Origin of the sequence: Enterobacter cloacae complex sp. IR5401 (assembly GCF_049238425.1) — a bacterium.
GTDB classification, from domain to species: domain Bacteria; phylum Pseudomonadota; class Gammaproteobacteria; order Enterobacterales; family Enterobacteriaceae; genus Enterobacter; species Enterobacter hormaechei_C.
This window is the reverse complement of record NZ_JBMKHN010000004.1, coordinates 193,747-210,921: the sequence shown is the minus strand read 5'-3', so window position 1 is coordinate 210,921 and position 17,175 is coordinate 193,747. Positions and strand designations below refer to the sequence as shown.

General features: G+C 56.2%; 17 protein-coding genes. 9 read left to right on the top strand and 8 right to left on the bottom strand.

Going from position 1 to position 17,175, the window contains the following annotated elements; genetic code table 11:
• Positions 1-15 precede the first annotated feature (15 nt).
• A complete protein-coding gene (gene glgX / locus ACOTX1_RS08460; protein ID WP_003857116.1) occupies positions 16-2,091 on the top strand; it encodes a glycogen debranching protein GlgX in 2,076 nt (691 codons plus the stop codon).
• Here the strand turns inward: glgX and ACOTX1_RS08455 are convergent.
• Positions 2,088-2,636: a winged helix DNA-binding protein gene (locus ACOTX1_RS08455; RefSeq protein WP_003857118.1), complete on the bottom strand. Its 549-nt coding sequence runs from the start codon at positions 2,634-2,636 to the stop codon at positions 2,088-2,090. The two genes, glgX and ACOTX1_RS08455, sit on opposite strands and share 4 nt — an antisense overlap.
• Positions 2,637-2,860: 224 nt before the next feature.
• Between ACOTX1_RS08455 and ACOTX1_RS08450 the strand changes: the two genes are divergently transcribed.
• The 3 genes from ACOTX1_RS08450 to ACOTX1_RS08440 are packed head-to-tail and all read left to right on the top strand — an operon-like array spanning position 2,861 to position 5,571.
• Positions 2,861-3,583 (top strand): DUF969 domain-containing protein, encoded by a 723-nt coding sequence (locus ACOTX1_RS08450; RefSeq protein ID WP_003857121.1) that lies wholly within the window; start codon positions 2,861-2,863, stop codon positions 3,581-3,583.
• The gene (locus ACOTX1_RS08445; RefSeq protein WP_003857123.1) at positions 3,580-4,566 is read left to right on the top strand and encodes a DUF979 domain-containing protein; all 987 of its coding nucleotides are present in this window, start codon (positions 3,580-3,582) and stop codon (positions 4,564-4,566) included. The genes ACOTX1_RS08450 and ACOTX1_RS08445 overlap by 4 nt, the downstream gene beginning before the upstream one ends.
• Before the next feature lie 9 nt (positions 4,567-4,575).
• The gene (locus tag ACOTX1_RS08440; protein WP_023314163.1) at positions 4,576-5,571 is read left to right on the top strand and encodes a DUF2891 domain-containing protein; all 996 of its coding nucleotides are present in this window, start codon (positions 4,576-4,578) and stop codon (positions 5,569-5,571) included.
• 21 nt (positions 5,572-5,592) lie between these two features.
• Here ACOTX1_RS08440 and ACOTX1_RS08435 read toward each other — a convergent pair whose 3' ends face one another.
• Positions 5,593-6,981 carry an MFS transporter gene (locus ACOTX1_RS08435; protein WP_023314162.1) on the bottom strand — a complete coding sequence of 463 codons (1,389 nt, stop codon included), beginning with the start codon at positions 6,979-6,981 and terminating at the stop codon, positions 5,593-5,595.
• Between the two features lie 129 nt (positions 6,982-7,110).
• Between ACOTX1_RS08435 and ACOTX1_RS08430 the strand changes: the two genes are divergently transcribed.
• From ACOTX1_RS08430 to ACOTX1_RS08420, 3 genes are all read left to right on the top strand, one after another.
• On the top strand, positions 7,111-8,028 hold the full coding sequence (locus ACOTX1_RS08430) for a LysR family transcriptional regulator (protein ID WP_023314161.1): 918 nt from the start codon (positions 7,111-7,113) through the stop codon (positions 8,026-8,028).
• A gap of 75 nt (positions 8,029-8,103) precedes the next feature.
• Positions 8,104-8,370: a DUF1778 domain-containing protein gene (locus ACOTX1_RS08425; protein ID WP_003857131.1), complete on the top strand. Its 267-nt coding sequence runs from the start codon at positions 8,104-8,106 to the stop codon at positions 8,368-8,370.
• Positions 8,358-8,843, top strand: coding sequence for a GNAT family N-acetyltransferase (locus tag ACOTX1_RS08420; RefSeq protein ID WP_003857133.1), 486 nt, complete (start codon positions 8,358-8,360; stop codon positions 8,841-8,843). The genes ACOTX1_RS08425 and ACOTX1_RS08420 overlap by 13 nt, the downstream gene beginning before the upstream one ends.
• 176 nt (positions 8,844-9,019) lie before the next feature.
• Here the strand turns inward: ACOTX1_RS08420 and ACOTX1_RS08415 are convergent, their stop codons facing one another.
• On the bottom strand, positions 9,020-10,312 hold the full coding sequence (locus ACOTX1_RS08415; protein WP_023314160.1) for a glycoside hydrolase family 28 protein: 1,293 nt from the start codon (positions 10,310-10,312) through the stop codon (positions 9,020-9,022).
• Positions 10,313-10,416: 104 nt separating this feature from the next.
• Entirely contained in the window at positions 10,417-11,175 is a 759-nt protein-coding gene (locus tag ACOTX1_RS08410) for a DeoR/GlpR family DNA-binding transcription regulator (protein WP_003857136.1), read from the bottom strand.
• 86 nt (positions 11,176-11,261) lie between these two features.
• Between ACOTX1_RS08410 and ACOTX1_RS08405 the strand changes: the two genes are divergently transcribed.
• Complete coding sequence (locus tag ACOTX1_RS08405; protein WP_001190898.1) at positions 11,262-11,846, top strand: GDP-mannose pyrophosphatase nudK; 585 nt, start codon at positions 11,262-11,264, stop codon at positions 11,844-11,846.
• Between the two features lie 84 nt (positions 11,847-11,930).
• The gene (tam, locus tag ACOTX1_RS08400) at positions 11,931-12,689 is read left to right on the top strand and encodes a trans-aconitate 2-methyltransferase (RefSeq protein WP_023314159.1); all 759 of its coding nucleotides are present in this window, start codon (positions 11,931-11,933) and stop codon (positions 12,687-12,689) included.
• Between the two features lie 6 nt (positions 12,690-12,695).
• Here tam and ACOTX1_RS08395 read toward each other — a convergent pair whose 3' ends face one another.
• From ACOTX1_RS08395 to ACOTX1_RS08380, 4 genes are all read right to left on the bottom strand, one after another.
• Positions 12,696-13,886, bottom strand: a complete 1,191-nt coding sequence (locus ACOTX1_RS08395) for a cytochrome c biogenesis protein/redoxin (protein ID WP_126497786.1) — start codon at positions 13,884-13,886, stop codon at positions 12,696-12,698.
• A 135-nt stretch (positions 13,887-14,021) separates the two neighbouring features.
• The gene (locus ACOTX1_RS08390; protein WP_023324654.1) at positions 14,022-15,317 is read right to left on the bottom strand and encodes an ATP-binding protein; all 1,296 of its coding nucleotides are present in this window, start codon (positions 15,315-15,317) and stop codon (positions 14,022-14,024) included.
• Positions 15,314-16,054 carry a response regulator gene (locus tag ACOTX1_RS08385; RefSeq protein WP_003857146.1) on the bottom strand — a complete coding sequence of 247 codons (741 nt, stop codon included), beginning with the start codon at positions 16,052-16,054 and terminating at the stop codon, positions 15,314-15,316. The genes ACOTX1_RS08390 and ACOTX1_RS08385 overlap by 4 nt, the downstream gene beginning before the upstream one ends.
• A gap of 44 nt (positions 16,055-16,098) precedes the next feature.
• Positions 16,099-17,094: an alpha/beta fold hydrolase gene (locus tag ACOTX1_RS08380; RefSeq protein ID WP_003857149.1), complete on the bottom strand. Its 996-nt coding sequence runs from the start codon at positions 17,092-17,094 to the stop codon at positions 16,099-16,101.
• Positions 17,095-17,175: the final 81 nt, after the last annotated feature.

The following is a 17,175-nucleotide window of genomic DNA, read 5'->3' as shown; positions in this document are numbered from 1 at the left end:
TCGAGGAGAACAAAAATGCCAAAGGATACAACGTTTGAAATTCGGGCCGGTCATGGCCAGCAGTTGGGCGCAAATTATGACGGGAAAGGGGTAAACTTCGCCCTGTTTTCCGCCCACGCGGAGCGGGTGGAGCTGTGTCTGTTTGATCCTTCGGGAAAAACAGAAATCGCCCGACTGGAACTGCCGGAATATACCCATGAGGTCTGGCACGGCTATGTGCCGGATCTGAAACCGGGGGCGCTGTATGGCTACCGTGTGTATGGCCCCTACGATCCGGAGAACGGTCACCGTTTTAACCCCAATAAGCTGCTTATTGACCCCTATGCCCGTGAACTGGTGGGTGACATTGAGTGGAACGATGCCCACTTCGGCTATGAGCTGGGACACGATGAGCTGGATCTCAGTTTTGACACGCGAGACAGCGCGCCATTTACGCCCAAATGTAAGGTCATCGACCCCAATGCCGTTGACTGGCAGGACTCACGCCGGCCCGATATCCCGTGGCCGCATACCGTGGTCTATGAAAGCCACGTAAAAGGCTTTACCCAGCTTAACCCGGCTATTCCGCCTGAACTGCGCGGTACGTTTGAGGGGATGGGGCATAAAGCCTCGGTGGAGTACATCAAAAGCCTCGGCATTACCTCGGTCGAGCTGCTACCGGTTCACTGGTTCCCTGACGATCAGCACCTGCTCGATCGCGGCCTGAAAAACTTCTGGGGCTATAACTCGCTCGGTTTCTTTGCGCCAGCGTCCCGCTATTACGGCCCGGCGGGCATCCAGGGTTTCCGCGACATGGTGCGTGCCTATCATGACGCGGGCATCGAGGTGATCCTCGACGTGGTCTATAACCACACGGCGGAGGGCAACGAGCTGGGACCAACCCTGTCGTTTAAGGGGATTGATAACTTCTGTTATTACCGCACCATGCCGGATCAGCACCGGTATTACATCAACGACACCGGCACCGGGAACACCGTTAATACTTCGCACCCGCGCGTGTTACAGATGGTCATGGACTCCCTGCGCTACTGGGCGGAGTCGATGCAGATTGACGGTTTCCGCTTTGACCTCGGGACCATTCTCGGACGTGAGCCAGAGGGGTTCGATCCGCGCGGCGGCTTCTTTGATGCCGTGACCCAGGATCCGGTGCTGTCGAAGCTGAAGCTCATCGGTGAGCCGTGGGATATCGGCCCCGGCGGGTATCAGGTGGGGGGCTTCCCACCTGGCTGGGGTGAGTGGAACGACAAATACCGCGATACGGTACGTGAATACTGGAAGGGGGATAACGTTTCTAACGATTTTGCCGCCCGTCTGTTAGGGTCCGGTGATTTGTACGATCTGCGCGGGCGTCGTCCATGGGCCAGCGTCAATTTTATCACCGCGCATGACGGCTTCACGCTGAACGACCTGGTATCGTACAACGAGAAACATAACGCCGATAACGGGGAAGATAATAACGACGGACATAACGATAACCGGTCGTATAACTACGGCGAAGAGGGGCCGACGGAAAACCCGGATATCATTGCCACCCGCGAGCGGCAAAAGCGCAACTTCCTCACCACGCTCTTCTTCTCGCACGGCACGCCGATGCTGCTGGCAGGCGATGAGTTTGGCCGGACGCAAAAGGGCAATAATAACGGCTATTGTCAGGACAGCGAGATCTCCTGGGTAAACTGGGAAGGACTCACTGAAAACGACGAGAAGCTGCGCGACTTTACCCGTCGGTTGATTGCCCTGCGCGCGACGCAGCCGCTGCTGCGACGTGAGAACTGGCGCGACGGGCTGGAGATCCGCTGGTTTAACGCCGGTGGCGGACCGCAGCAGTCGGAACAGTGGGACGAGGGTTCCACCCTTGGTCTTGCCATCAGCCGTCCTGATCTTGAGCAGGAAGAGGGCGTCTGGCAAGACGTGCTGATGCTGTTTAACCCGTTTGAAGGTACGGTGCCATTCCAGATCCCGCAGTTTGGCGAAGGGGGTTGGGTGCTCGAACTCTCGACGTCGGAGGATGCCCCCACGGGGGAAATCATCACTGAATCTGTCGATTACGAGCTGGCCGGGCGGAGTATCACCCTGTTCCGCCGTCCTTAAAGCGAGGCCGCCGCGCGTGCGGCGGTATCATACAGGGAGGAGATCGCGCGGAGTAACTGCGCGGTCTCGCCAATCGACGCGCCCGGAATACCGCTTTCCGCATGAATGTTGATTAGGCAGGCCTCCCGCACCTCCCGGTACTTCATGCACAGCGCTTTTCCCTCCTCCGTAGTGGAGAAAAAAAGCTCTTTTCCCGCTTTCTCGCTGGTGACGTAGCCCGCCTTGACCAGCTTTTTCAGCGCATACGTCACCACGTGGGTATCTTCCACGTTCAGCACAAAGCAGATGTCAGCCAGCTTTTTCTTACGGTTGCGGTGATTCACGTGGTGCAGAAGCGAAACATCAAAGGCCCCCATATCCGGTTCACCCGCTGCGGTCATGCAGCGCACCATCCATTTGTTAAACGCATTGCTGGTCATGATCAGCGCATATTCCAGCTCTGATAATTCAGCACACCGCTCTGAGACGAGATGACGGGAGGAGACGATTCGCCCGTCCGCAATATCGTCGTGGTTTAACGCTGTCGTCTTTTTCTTTACTGTCATAACGATCCTTCCCCCGAAATGTAAACCCGTCGATAAAATAAGAACATTTTATTGATAAATTGTTTACATGTTTTTGACGTTCAGATATAGCTTTTTAGTGCAGGTTCTGTGGAGCCTCACGCAAAAAACAACATCGCGCGCCGTAATGCACCGGCTTCGCTCTGCTGCGAAGTATAAAAAATAGCCGTCGGCGCGCAACGCTCACTTTGGATAGGGTAACGTTTATGGACAGTTCTACACTGTTGCCACTTATCGGGATTCCGGTGGTGGTTATTGGTTTTGCACTGCGTTTCAACCCGCTGCTGGTTGTCGTGGTGGCGGGCCTGGCGACGGGCCTGCTGGTTGGCATGGATTTCGGTATGCTGCTGGAAACCTTTGGCGAAAAGTTCGTGAATAGCCGCTCGCTTGCCACCTTCATTCTGATCCTGCCGGTGATTGGCCTATTGGAGTATTACGGGCTGAAAGAACGCGCCCAGGCCTGGGTCGCGAAGATCGCCAGCGCCACCTCGGCGCGTATCCTGATGCTCTACTTTGTTGCCCGCGAAGGGACGGCTGCGCTGGGCCTGATGTCGCTTGGCGGCCACGCGCAAACGGTGCGTCCGCTGCTGGCGCCGATGGCGGAAGGGGCAGCTCTGAATGAATACGGGGAACTGCCGCAGACTATCCGCGACAAAATCAAAGCCCATGCCGCCGCGTGTGACAATATCGCGGTTTTCTTTGGGGAAGATATTTTTATCGCCTTTGGCGCGGTACTGCTGATTGATGCGTTCCTGAAAGAGAACGGGATCGAGGGGATCGAACCGCTGCATATCGGCCTGTGGGCCATTCCGACCGCCATTGCGGCACTGATCATCCATATGACGCGTCTGCTACGCCTCGATGCCAGCATTCGTCGCGACGTGATGGCCTGGAAAGCAGAGCAGGGTACGCAGGAGATCGCACCATGATGACCCTCATCACCATTAACCGTGTGTACTACCTGATCGGCTTCGTCGTGATGCTGCTGGTTGTGATGACCCTTCGCGATCGCGCTAACCCGAAACGCTATACCACGGCGCTGTTCTGGTTTCTGTTTGGCGGGATCTTCCTGTTTGGCGATCTGATGGTGCAGGAGCTGGGTAAGTCCCTGGCGTATCGCATTATTGGCGGCGCCGTTATCGTGATTGCGCTGCTGGCCGGTTTCGGGCTGGTCGGGAAGGGGCGTTATAAAATGTCCACCGAGGAGGAGCGCGTTGCCTCGTCGAACCGGCTGAAAAACTGGCTGTTTTTACCGGCACTGATGATCCCCGTGGTAACGGTCATCGGGACGCTATTTCTGAAAGGCGTGTCGATTGGCGGTGTCTATCTGCTCGACCAGAAACAGCTTACGCTGGCGGCACTGTGCGTAGCCTGTGTGGCAGCTATCCTCACCGGCTGGTGGCTGACAAAAGGTACGCCGCTGCATGCGGTTCGTCAGTCGCGTCGGCTGGTCGATACCATTGGCTGGGCAGTGATCCTGCCGCAGATGCTCGCCATGCTCGGCGGGGTGTTTGTGGTGGCGAATACCGGCGAATCGGTACAAAAGGTGGTCAGCCTGTTTGTGAACCCGGACAGCCGCTTCATGCTGGTGGTCATTTATTGCGTGGGGATGGCGCTGTTTACCATGATCATGGGTAACGCCTTCGCAGCCTTCCCGGTGTTAAGCGCCGGTATCGCTCTGCCATTCCTGATTAACGTCCATCACGGTAACCCGGCGCCGCTGCTGGCTATCGGTATGTACGCTGGCTATTGCGGCACGCTGATGACGCCGATGGCCGCCAACTTCAACATTGTGCCCGCCGCGCTACTGGAGCTAAAAGACAAATATCAGGTTATCAAGATCCAGATCCCGACCGCGTTAACCCTGCTGGTGGTGAACGTGTTCTTAATGTATTTCCTCGTGTTTCGCTAAGGAGCTGCAATGGAATTAACGCAACATCAGGCTGACGCCTTCGCCAGAATGCCGTTGACCTATTTACGTCAGGAATACCCGAACCACATTATGCATCTGCTCAACGATGACGGCGACGTTCTGCCGCCTCGCGAGCTGCACCCGATCTTTTACGGCTGTTTTGACTGGCACTCTGCGGTGCACGGCTACTGGCTGCTGCTGCGCTGCCTGCGTCTCTGGCCCGAACTGCCGTGCCGGGAAGAGATCATCACTCTGTTCGAAGAACACCTGACCGACGAGAAGGTGGCGAAGGAGTTGGCCTATTTTACCGCGCCGTTCCGCGCGTCGTTTGAGCGGCCTTATGGCTACGGCTGGCTGCTGGCGCTGGCGCAGGAGCTGAAGCAATCGTCACTGCCGCAGGCGGAGCGCTGGTACCAGACGCTGCAACCGTTAACGCGGGATATTCGCCAGCGGCTGGTGGATTACCTCAGCAAGCTTACCTATCCGATCCGCGTCGGGACGCACTACAACACGGCGTTTGCGCTCGCGCTGGGGCTGGATTATGCCCGGGCGGTGAACGATGACACGCTTGAGCGCGCCATCCTGGACGCGGCAACGCGGTTTTACCTCGCGGACACGCAATATCCTGCGCATTATGAGCCGGGTGGCGACGAGTATATCTCCGGAGCGCTGACCGAGGCCCTGCTGATGAGTAAGGTGGTGGAGGATTTCCCGGCCTGGTTCGATGCGTTTCTGCCTGAAGTGGGCGCCGTTTCTGCGCTGATGAACCCGGCAGAGGTGAGCGACCGCACCGACCCGAAAATCGCGCATCTGGACGGTCTCAACCTCAGCCGCGCCTGGTGTATGAAGCACATTGCCCGTGCTCTGCCGGAAAATCATCACGCCCGGAAGCCATTACACGATGCCGTTGCGCGCCATCTCTCGGCAAGCGTGGAGCATGTTGTCGGCAGCCACTACAGCGGCGGCCACTGGCTGGCGAGTTTTGCGCTGCTGGCGCTGGAGTAGCGCTTAGTTATATTTTCGTGCTCATCCTGTTTCCGCAGGATGAGTGATTTTACGCAACCGACTCGCGCTGACGACGACCGCTACCGCAGAAGCTGCGGCTGCGACCCATAGCGCAACATGAATTGACCTTTCATCTGCGGCCAGCAGAACGGCCACGGCGGCGGCGCCCAGACACTGCCCGAACGTGCGCATAATGGATAAAACACCGGATGCATAGCTCGCATGCTCACGAATAACGTTGGAGAGCATTTCCCGGTTATTGGGACTCTGAAAGCAGCCAAACCCCATGCCGCATACCAGACTCCGCAGGCAGATATCCCACATTGTAGGGCGGTCGGGTAATGTCGCAAGAAGGATCAAACCCACGACAAAAATCACCAGCCCCAGGGTGGATATCGCCGGGGCTGAAATCGTGTCCGCCCACCGGCCTGCATGCGGCGCAATCAGTACGATCCCTAGCGGCCACGGCGTAAACAGCAGGGCAGACAACACCGGACTGTAGCCGTATTCGCTCTGAAACAGGAAAGGCAATGCAATAAAAGTGATCCCCTGGCTGACAAAAGCAATCATTGACGTGAAGGCCGCGAGGGTAAAACGTTCATTTTTAAACATCGTCGGCGGCAGTAAGGGGTTATCCGTGCGGCGTATCTGCCAGATAAACGCCATGCCGCTCAGCGCAGCGAGCACCGTCCAGCAAAGACTGCCGGGGTGATAAGTAGCCTCCTGGAGGCTGTTCGCCGCCATGATCGTCGACCCCAGCAGCAGCGCCGACAATATGGCGCCTGGGGTGTCGAAGGGCGCTTGCTTTCGAACCGCATCCCGCGGCAGCGCTTTGACCGCCAGCAGTAAGGCGAGGGTGCCGGGAACCACGTTTATCGCAAACAGCCATTGCCAGCTCAGGGTGTGAAGGATCGTACCACCCAATACCGGCCCGATAGCGGAGCTGGAGGCGATGAGCAGAGCGTGTAACCCCAGAATGCGGCCAAGTAATCGCCCGGGAAATACGGATCGCAGGATTGCGGGGGCAATACTCAGCGTCGCCGCGCCGCCGATCCCCTGAAGCACGCGCATACCGATGAGCACTTCGGGCGTCTTCGCCAGCGCGCAACCCAGCGATGTCAGGGTAAAGGTTGTCAAACCTGCCAGAAAAACGGGGCGATAACCCAGGCGGGCCGCAAGCGCCGCGAATATTGCCAGCGACATCGCGGCCGCCAGCAGATACCCGTTGGCGAACCAGACGGCAATACTGGCAGGTACCTGCATCTCCTGGGCCATGGAGGGCAGGGCAATGTTGATCATGGTGCCATCAAACACGCCCATTAAGGTGGTGGTCATAATTGCGGCCATCACCCGTGCGCGCGCCGGGCCAGGCAGTCCTTCGTCGCCGGGTTGACTGGAAAAGAGCGTCATCAGGTTGTCCTCTGAGAAGAGTGTATGGATGACAAAACTATAAAGATGGCTTTTACAGGGCGGAAGGCGCACCATTTGCACTTTATCGTTGCATGAAACGCCTTATCTGAATGTACAGGAATGAGCGCTATGACCGATCCTGATTTTAATTTACTGATTGCACTCGACATATTGCTGAGCGAAGCGAGTGTCGCAGGTGCGGCACGCCGTCTGAACCTCAGCACCTCGGCCATGAGCCGGACATTAAGCAGGTTACGCGACGTTACAGGCGACCCGATCCTGGTGCGCGCCGGACGTAACATGGTACTGACCCCGTGGGCCGAAGCGACCCGGGATCGCGCCAGGCGTGCAGTGCACGAGGCCAGGGCGGTATTGCAGCCCTCAACTGAAACGTTCAGCGCGCGAAGTCTGGCGCGTCTTTTTACCATCAGGGCAAACGATGGTTTTGTGGTGGCGTTTGGGCCTGCGCTTATAGCGGCTGTGGCCGACGCCGCGCCGGACGTCTGTATACGCTTCGCGCCGAAGCCGGAAAAAACGTCGCGCTATCTTCGGGAAGGGCTGGTTGATCTGGAGATTGGCGTCCAGAGCAATATGGGGCCTGAAATACGGCTGCAACGACTGTTTGAGGATCGGTTTGTGGGCGTCGTGCGTAAGGGGCATCCGCTGGCTAATCAGGCAGAAATAGGGGTGAAGGATTATGTCGCCTGGGGCCATGTGGTAACGTCACCTGAGGGCGCGTTGCACGGTTCCGTTGACGATGCGCTGGCCGAACTGGGGACAAAACGTAAAATCGCCAGCGTCGTTCCGGGATTTCCGACGGCGCTGTCCGTGGCGCTGGCATCAGATCTTATTGCCATGATACCCGCGCTCTATTTACTCAATCAGCAGGTAACGGAGCAGTTACACGTTTTCGAGCTGCCGTTCAAAAGCCGTCGTATTACGATTTCACAGATGTGGCACCCAAGAATGGAACGCGATCCTGGTCACCGCTGGTTGAGAGAGCAAATTCTTGCGATATGTGGTGTGGAGAGGTCAGACATGATTTAGGGCTCTGTATAGCGATTGCTATACACGCCGCTTATGCTATGCTTGTAAAGCAATTGCTATGCAAGAGGTATACCCATGAAATCAGATGTTCAACTCAATCTCAGAGCCAAAGAATCCCAGCGGGCGCTTATCGATGCCGCCGCAGAGATCCTCCATAAATCACGTACAGACTTCATTCTGGAGATGGCCTGTCAGGCAGCCGAGAATGTTATCCTCGATCGACGTGTATTCAATTTTAACGATGAACAGTACGCAGAGTTCATTGACATGCTCGATGCCCCGGTCGCGGACGATCCTGCCATAGAAAAACTGCTGGCAAGGAAACCGCAGTGGGACGTGTAACAGCGCCAGAGCCCTTATCCAGCGTCCATCAACTGGCGGAGTTCGTCAGCGGAGAGGCCGTGCTTGACGAATGGCTAAAACAAAGAGGTCTGAAAAACCAGGCTCTCGGCGCAGCCCGAACGTTTGTCGTTTGTAAAACGGGCACGAAGCAGGTCGCGGGATTTTACTCTCTGGCTACCGGCAGCGTTAACCATACGCAAGCGACAGGTAATCTGCGGCGTAACATGCCGGATCCCATTCCCGTGATTATACTTGCCCGTCTGGCTGTTGATGTCTCGTTACGCGGAAACGGGCTGGGAGCCGATTTACTCCACGATGCGGTTTTACGCTGTTATCGGGTAGCTGAGAATATCGGGGTGCGGGCGATCATGGTTCATGCACTCACTGAGGAAGCCAAAGCGTTTTATATCCACCATGGTTTTAAAGCATCGCAGACTCAGGAACGGACACTGTTTCTCCGGCTTCCTCAGTAGAGGCAAAGGAAAGGGTGGGATGCGATGGGCTTATCTGATGAGTGACAGGATTCATAATATATCATTTAACATAATATACATTATGCGCACTAAGATTAATTAAGAACCAATCCAGCCGTTTCGGGCCCAGCCTTGTTCTGCTCATTCAGCGAATTATGCCCATAGATTCTATGCCATCAACGTTCATAACTGTCGTTACAGTCTTGCGTGTTCTCTACGGCAGTCACCTGCACATCCTGAAAGCCCAACCCATCCACACCGGAAATTTTCCCAAACTCTGTCGCGTCAATAAAAATCCCCTCCAGCGTTAACCCGGCCACAGGACGCTCCGGATACCCCGCAATGAAAAATGCCCGCGAGAAATATTTTTTGTCTGAGCGACGCGCCGTCATATTTTTAATCGTCAGTCCGCTGACCTCAGTAAGACCGGCTTCGCCCTCAACACCTTCAGCCAGCTTGCGCCAGTGTTCTGGTTTATCAGATAAATTGCTCTGGTCGCCATAGCTGTACTGCGGAAACCAGTTCAGCTGGATCAGCACCGGAAAACGTACGTCCGTAAGACGTAAATTTTGGACGGTGATATCACGGATAAACCCGCCACGGTTGCGGGCCGACTTAATGCGGAACCCGACGCCCGTTCCGTTAAACGCGTTATCTTCTATCAGGACGCGTTCAATGCCACCTGAAGTTTCACTCCCCAGCGTGATCCCGGATCCCTTATTCAGCGTACATCCTCGAATCACTATATCCCGCGCGGTACGTGCTTTTTGCGCCGCTTCGCGTCCTCGTCCAGATTTGATGCAAATATTGTCGTCATTGCAGGACACAATGCAGCGTTCAATCCGCGCCTGTTCGCAGGAGTCGACGTCAATCCCGTCGGTGCTCGGCCCCGCAGAATTGCTGATTTGCACACCCTCAACCGCGATACGGCGCGAATAACAGAGGTGTATGTTCCAGAATCCGGACTCCCGACTGGTAAAATCACGCAGCAGAATGTTCTGGCTTTCAAAGACCAGGATATTGCGCGGGCGCTGACAGTCGTAATCAACCACCCAGCGTAATCCTCTGGCGCTGTAATCGCCAACCATGCCGCTGCGTTCGTCATCGCCCCAGAAGCGTTGCCACCAGATGACACCCTGCCCGTCTATCGTACCTGTACCGGTAATGCTGACGTTTTCACAATCGATGATATTAATAATCCCTGCCGGCCAGCGCATATCAATGCCGGCCACCCGGGTGTTTATCAGGGGATAATCAGCCAGATCCTGGCTTCCAACGAGCTGTGCGCCAGCATCCAGGCGAAGCGAAACACCGCTTTTCAGAAACAGTGCGCCGGTCAGAAAACGGCCTTGCGGAATAACAATGACATCGTTCTGTTGAGCACTGTTTATGGCCTGCTGAATGGCAGACGTTGACATGCGTTGCGCGGTTGGGTCCGCGCCACACGCCAGAATGGAGATCGCTTTCATGGCTTGTCCTTAAACAGATGAAAGCCTTAGTCTAGAAATCCGCGTGAAGGATAACCTTTGTCTGTTTGACAGCCTGGCGGTCAGGCTGGCAAAAAAGCGGTTATTTACTGGCTTGCGATCACCGTAACGCCCTTTTCTTTCATGGCGCTCACCCAGCGTTCATCCGTTGTGTTTTCAACAACCAGCGTATTCACCAGCGACAGGTCGCCAATCACGAACGCCGAGGCCGTGTTGATCTTTTCCGGCGAGGCCAGTACCACCGTTTCCGCCGCTCTGCCGGAAAATGCACGTTTGATGCACGCTTCTTCATAATCTCCGGTGGTCAGCCCGGCCTCAGGATGCACGCCGGTGACACCCATGAAAAACAGATCCGCATGAATATTATTAATGCCTTCAATTGCGGCCGCGCCGACCGTGACGATGGAGTGTTTATACAAACGACCACCGATCAGGATCACCTCTATGCTCGGATGGCCGACCAGACCCAATGCGATACCCGGGCTGTGCGTCACCACGGTTATCGGTAAATCGGGTGGCAAGAATGTAATAAGTTCGGAGGTGGTCGTCCCGCCATCAATGATCACCACCTGCCCCGGTGAAATGAGCTGCGCGCCTCGCCGTGCCACGCGTTTTTTTGCATCCATTTTGACGGACTGACGCTCGGCAAAAGGCGCAATCGCTGAAGATGCTGGCAGTGCACCGCCGTGAACACGCTGCAAACGCCCTTCTGCCGCCAGTTCACGTAAATCCCGGCGGATAGTGTCCTCAGACACCGAGAAAAAGAGGCTGAGCGCAGTTGACTGGACCTGGCCTTCCGCCTCCAGTTTTTCCAGAATCAACTGTTTACGCTGGCTTGTAAGCATGATTTATTCCTGATGTTGCACGATATGTCTTGTATTTGCACGATAGTGCTGTTTATGATGCTTACTCTACGAGAGGAGAGACAAACGTGCAATCAAAACGTGCAGATATACGCATCATCAACAGCGAAACGTTGTCCGACAACTGGTATAACCTGAAAAAATACACTTTTGACCTCCAGCGCAGCGATGGCGACTGGCAGCGGCAAGAGCGTGAAGTGTATGACCGGGGGAATGGCGCGACGATCCTGCTCTATAATCGCGACAGCAAAACCGTCATTCTGACGCGTCAGTTCCGTTTCCCGGTGTTTATCAATGGTCACGAAGAGGATCTCATTGAGGCGGCCGCCGGGTTGCTCGATAACCTTGACCCGGAAAGCCGGATTAAGGCCGAAGCGGAAGAAGAAACCGGGTTTAAGGTGACGCGCGTAGAGAAAATTTTTGAGGCCTATATGAGCCCGGGCTCGGTCACCGAGAAACTCTACTTCTATCTGGCGGAATATCATCCGCAGGATCGGACCAGCGCGGGCGGCGGCGTTAAAGCTGAGGGGGAAGATATCGACGTGCTGGAAATGACGCTGGACGACGCGCTTCGGGGCATTGAAAATGGGCAGATCGTCGACGGAAAAACCATCATGCTGCTCTATCACCTGGCCCTCAAAGGCATTTTATAATCTCACCATTAGGCAGATACCTGCCCCGGCGCAGGTATTTGCCTGTGCTATTCTTGCTGAACACCTCAACATGGAGATGCGAAAATGGCCGACTGGGATCCCTCTCTTTATCTACAGTACAGCGCAGAACGCACACGTCCCGCCGCTGAGTTACTGGCCCGGGTGCCGCTTGCTGACATAACCTCAGCCGTGGATTTGGGCTGCGGGCCAGGCAACAGCACCGCGCTGCTGAAACAGCGCTGGCCTTCTGCGCAGATCGCCGGCGTGGATAACTCCCCGGCCATGCTGGAGGAAGCCCGACAGGCCCTGCCAGACTGCCACTTTGTTGAGGCAGATATCCGGCACTACAAACCTGACCAGCCGCTCAGCCTGATCTACGCCAACGCCTCATTGCAATGGATCCCGGACCATTACCACCTTCTGCCACACCTGGTTTCACTGCTCCAGTTAAACGGCGTGCTGGCGGTGCAAATGCCTGACAACTGGCTTGAGCCGACGCACGCCCTGATGCGTGAAGTTGCCTGGGAACAGGGCTACCCCGATCGTGGCCGCGAGCCATTGCCGGGTATCCATGCCTACTACGATATTCTGACGGAAGCGGGATGTGACGTGGATATCTGGCGCACCACCTACTTCCATCAGATGAGCTCTCATCAGGCGATTATTGACTGGGTCAGCGCGACGGGGTTACGGCCGTGGTTACAGGAACTCAACGAAAGCGAGCAGAAAAACTATCTGAAACGCTACCTTGAGCTACTGGAAGAGCAGTATCCACTCCAGGAGAACGGGCAGATACTGCTGGCTTTTCCGCGCCTGTTTATGGTGGCTCAGCGGGTTCCGTAAGCCGGATCAGGAACGCGCTTCCTTGAGCAACTGCTGAATCACGGCCTCCTGCTTGTCGTAGTTACCTTCGCCAAACGCGGTGTAACGCAGTTGCCCTTTCGCATCGAAATAGTAATGCGCTGGCCAGTACTGATTTCCGAACGCGCTCCAGATTTTGTAGTTATTATCCGTCACTACGCGGTACGGCAGCTGCCATTTATTGACCGCGTTTTTCACCGATGATAACGGCTTTTCCCAGAGGTATTCCGGGGTATGGACGCCAATCACCACCAGACCTTGTGACTCATATTTCTTCGCCCAGTCTCGAACATGCGGAAGGGTATGCTGGCAGTTGATACAGTCCCAGGTCCAGAAATCGATAAGCACAACTTTCCCCCGCAAGGCCTCAGACGTGACAGGGTCACCGTTTATCCAGCCCGTACCGCCGCTTAATGATGGTAGCTGGCTGCTCGGCGTTGCGTCAGCGACTGGTTGCAGTTTCACCTGCGTGGAGGATGGTTGCGCAAGGCTCAACAGAGCGTTTTCCAGCTGGTCGGCAATACCGTTGGCACCTTTCAGGGCTGAGGTCATCCCGCTGGCGTTGAACGCAACGGCAGCTAACATCATCACTCCCGCTCCCTGACGCAAACGCGCCATCAATGCGGATTTGGCTCTCAGAGGGGCTATCAGCTTACGGCCCCCCGCGACAAGCAGCCCCAGCATCAACGCGCATCCACTGCCGTAAGCGGCTAACAGCGCTCCGGTTGCGATGGCCGAGTGGCCCGCAATATTAATGCTGAAGATCGCCCCGAGAATCGGTCCGGCACAGGGGGACCACATAAGTCCAACGGCCAGTCCTGCCAGAAAAGCCGAAACCAGGCCGCGTCGCTGAACGCTGTGGGTGTTGAGAACGTTTCCCGCACTGACCGCCGGACGGGCAATGCGCTGAGCAAACTGCGGGAAGATCAGAGCCAGGGCAGCAATGCTCAGTATCAGCAGCGCAATCCAGCGACCGATAACGGTGGCGTCAGCGATCCACTCGCTGGCAACCGTTACTACCATCGCCACCAACGTGAACATCACAATCATTCCCGCCAGAAGCGCCAGAATGTGTTTGCGCTGCCCCTGAAAGCCAGCGAACAGCAGAGGAATGACGGGAAGCGTGCACGGACTGAGCAGGCTAATCATGCCGCCCAAAAAAGCGATTATCAGAAACATAACGACCTCACGATACGGTTGCTGCGAAGGTGCAGTGAGGTTATTTGACCGTACGAATGTGTTCAGGCCGTGTGCGAAAAGCTGAATTTTGTCTGCCTGCGTATCGGCACGGGGTGCAGATACACAGGCGTACAATTAACCGCGCGGAAGAGTCACGCTTACGGCCAACCCGCCCTCTGCCCGGTTTGCAATATGCAATTTCCCGTCAAGCTGGGCGGTGAGCTGCGCGGCAATGGCGAGGCCTAACCCGGTGCCGCCCGTTTCGCGGTTGCGCGACGTTTCAACCCGGTAGAACGGCTGTAACACCGCCTCCAGTTCTGCCTCCGGGATGCCGGGGCCGTTATCCATAATGCGGATCGCTACCTGCCTTTCATCTTCATCAATCTCTATAACCGCGCTATCGCCAAACTTGAGCGCATTATCCAGCAGATTGGTCATTACCCTGCGCAATGCCTGTGGACGAGTAACGATCGGCAGACGCGCATTGCGTGCATGAAACTGCACGTTTTTACCAATGTCCTGATAATCACTGGCGATGCTGTTAACCCACGCGTTCAGCTCCAGCTTCAGCGTGGTCTCTTCCAGTGATTCTGATGACCGGGCATAGGCAATCCCCTCCCGTACCAGGCGCGACATATTATCCAGGTCGCTCAGCAGCTTATCGCGGAGTTCGGGCTGATCTGCCATTTCGATCCGCAGCTTCATTCGCGTGATGGGCGTCTGGAGATCGTGAGAAATGGACGCCAGAATCTGCGCGCGTTCACGCAGATACGTTTGTATCCGCGACTGCATCTCATTAAAAGCGTGTGCAGCCTGGCGCACTTCAACCGGTCCTTTTTCAGTCATCGGTGAATGGGCCGCAGGATCGAGGGAATCAACCGCACGCGTGAATTGCAGGAAAGGCCGGACAACCTGGCGTACGGCAATCCAGGAGCAGAGCGCGACAAGTAACAGCTGAAGAACTAGCACCACGGGTAACCAGCTGGCGACAGGCGGCATGCGCGGGATCAGATCGATAGTGAGCGGTGCGCCGTCGCGGAGCGTCAGATGGGCCTGAATATGGGAGATCGGCCCTGGCACCGCCGTAAACTGGAGCGGATATTGGGCTGAAAGCGTCTCTTTCAGGGTGCGAATTGCATCCCGCGAGCGCTTGTCCGTTGGTGCGGCGCCTGCCTCGCCGGGGCCAAGGATATAACGATAATTACCGCGACTGAGCCGTTCCAGCCACTCTGGCCGCTCTTTGGCCGGAAGCCGGTCGAGAATGGCCACGCTGGTCGCCACGTCATTCTCAAGATTGCCCAGCATAACCGTGCGCGCGCTGTGCATTCGCTCAACCATGACCAGCGTCAGGCTGAGCGCGTTAGCCAGTAAGAGTCCAAGCAGCACAATGATCAGCAGCCGGGCCAGTAAGGTGCGGGGCCACAGCGTCATTCATTGGCCTCGACGATGGTCACCGGCATGGTAAAAACGTAGCCTTCGCTGCGAACGGTTTTAATGTAGGCCGGCGTGCGGGCATCTTCATTCAGGCGCTGTCGCACGCGGCTCACCAGGAGATCAATCGAACGCTCAAACAGCTCGGCATCACGTCCCTGCGTCAAATTCAGCAGCTGATCGCGGGTCAGCACCCGTTGAGGATGATCGAGGAATACGCGCAAAAGGCGATATTCCGCCCCGCTGAGCGCCACAACCATCCCCTCGTTATCAATCAGATGACGCGCCACGGTATCCAGTTGCCATTCACCGAACACCACCAGGCGCCCTGCCTCGGTCACCTGAAGATTAGGCGGCATAGTACGAAAACGACGCAGGATAGCTTTGATACGCGCCAGCAGTTCGCGGGCCACAAACGGTTTCACCACATAATCGTCGGCGCCCATCTCCAGTCCCAGGATCCGGTCCGTGTCCTCGTTGCGCGCGGTGAGCATCAGGATCGGCAGATCCTTATGCCTGCTGCCGCGCAGCTGTCGACACAGCGTCAGGCCATCATCGCCGGGCATCATCACGTCCAGCACCACCAGGTCGATATGCTGTTTGTCGAGCACTACGCGCATCTCTTTCCCGTTCGCCGCGCCAGAGGCGTGGTAACCGGATTTCACGAGGTAATCGACAATCAGTTCACGAATATCCCTGTCGTCATCGACGACAAGGATGTGATCAATATGCTCCACCGCAGGCTCCTGATTAAGAGGTAACGGATTGAAAATAGCACATATCAGAGCTTATCCGCGTCGACAACGGCTTTAACAAAGTCCTGCGGATCTTCCTGCGGCGGGTTGTGGCCAACCGTTGCGCCGAAAGTACGGTGCTCATATTTTCCGGTGAATTTCCCCGCATAGGCTGCGGGTGCAGGATGTGGTGCTCCGTTGTTACCACCCTCGATGGTGATGGTCGGCACCGTAATATTCGGCAGCGTAGCTAGCTTTTGTTCGTAGGCGTCATATTTCTGCTCACCCTTCTCCAGCCCCAGACGCCAGCGGTAATTACTGAGCGTGACGGCAACGTGGTCCGGGTTATCGAGGGATTTGGCGCTGGCATTGAAGGTGGCATCGCTGAATTTCCAGTCAGGCGAAGCCTGGGACCAGATCAACCGGGCAAAATCGTGCGTATTTTTAGCATAGCCCTCCGCCCCGCGCGGCGTGGCGAAATAGAACTGATACCACCACTGAACCTCTGCCTTCGGCGGTAAAGGCTGTTTGCCAATCGCCTGGCTGCTGATCAGGTAGCCACTTACCGAGACCAGCGATTTCACCCGTTCCGGCCAGAGCGCTGCAACGATATCTGCCGTACGCGCCCCCCAGTCATAACCGGCAAACACCGCCTGTTTGATATTCAGGGCGTCCATCAGGTTGACGATGTCTTTTGCCATTGCCGAAGGCTGGCCGTTTCGCGGCGTTTTATCAGAAATAAAGCGTGTGGTGCCGTACCCGCGCAGGGACGGCACAATGACACGATACCCCTTCGCGGCCAGCGCGGGGGCCACTTCTGCATAACTGTGAATGTCGTACGGCCAGCCATGCAGCAGGATCACCGGTTGCCCCTCTTTTGGCCCGATATCGACGTAACCGACGTTCAAATCGCCAGCGTTAATCTGTTTAACCTGGTTAAAGGCCGACGCGTAATCCTTACCCGTCGCTTCTGCCTGGCAGGACATCACGGTGCCAAGTGATACGGTCAGGGCGACGGCTGAGTATGCGAGTTTATTAAACATGATGTTATCTCCGGGTAAGTTCAGTTGACGGAGATATAACACCATGCGTTTGTACAGGAGATGTGTGCGGATGCGGTTTTA

Excerpts from the sequence above, each read along its gene's own strand:
- glgX (WP_003857116.1), top strand. The coding sequence starts at position 16 with ATGCCAAAGGATACAACGTTTGAAATTCGGGCCGGTCATGGCCAGCAG.
- ACOTX1_RS08455 (WP_003857118.1), bottom strand. The coding sequence starts at position 2,636 with ATGACAGTAAAGAAAAAGACGACAGCGTTAAACCACGACGATATTGCG.
- ACOTX1_RS08450 (WP_003857121.1), top strand. The coding sequence starts at position 2,861 with ATGGACAGTTCTACACTGTTGCCACTTATCGGGATTCCGGTGGTGGTT.
- ACOTX1_RS08445 (WP_003857123.1), top strand. The coding sequence starts at position 3,580 with ATGATGACCCTCATCACCATTAACCGTGTGTACTACCTGATCGGCTTC.
- ACOTX1_RS08440 (WP_023314163.1), top strand. The coding sequence starts at position 4,576 with ATGGAATTAACGCAACATCAGGCTGACGCCTTCGCCAGAATGCCGTTG.
- ACOTX1_RS08435 (WP_023314162.1), bottom strand. The coding sequence starts at position 6,981 with ATGACGCTCTTTTCCAGTCAACCCGGCGACGAAGGACTGCCTGGCCCG.
- ACOTX1_RS08430 (WP_023314161.1), top strand. The coding sequence starts at position 7,111 with ATGACCGATCCTGATTTTAATTTACTGATTGCACTCGACATATTGCTG.
- ACOTX1_RS08425 (WP_003857131.1), top strand. The coding sequence starts at position 8,104 with ATGAAATCAGATGTTCAACTCAATCTCAGAGCCAAAGAATCCCAGCGG.
- ACOTX1_RS08415 (WP_023314160.1), bottom strand. The coding sequence starts at position 10,312 with ATGAAAGCGATCTCCATTCTGGCGTGTGGCGCGGACCCAACCGCGCAA.
- ACOTX1_RS08410 (WP_003857136.1), bottom strand. The coding sequence starts at position 11,175 with ATGCTTACAAGCCAGCGTAAACAGTTGATTCTGGAAAAACTGGAGGCG.
- tam (WP_023314159.1), top strand. The coding sequence starts at position 11,931 with ATGGCCGACTGGGATCCCTCTCTTTATCTACAGTACAGCGCAGAACGC.
- ACOTX1_RS08395 (WP_126497786.1), bottom strand. The coding sequence starts at position 13,886 with ATGTTTCTGATAATCGCTTTTTTGGGCGGCATGATTAGCCTGCTCAGT.
- ACOTX1_RS08390 (WP_023324654.1), bottom strand. The coding sequence starts at position 15,317 with ATGACGCTGTGGCCCCGCACCTTACTGGCCCGGCTGCTGATCATTGTG.
- ACOTX1_RS08380 (WP_003857149.1), bottom strand. The coding sequence starts at position 17,094 with ATGTTTAATAAACTCGCATACTCAGCCGTCGCCCTGACCGTATCACTT.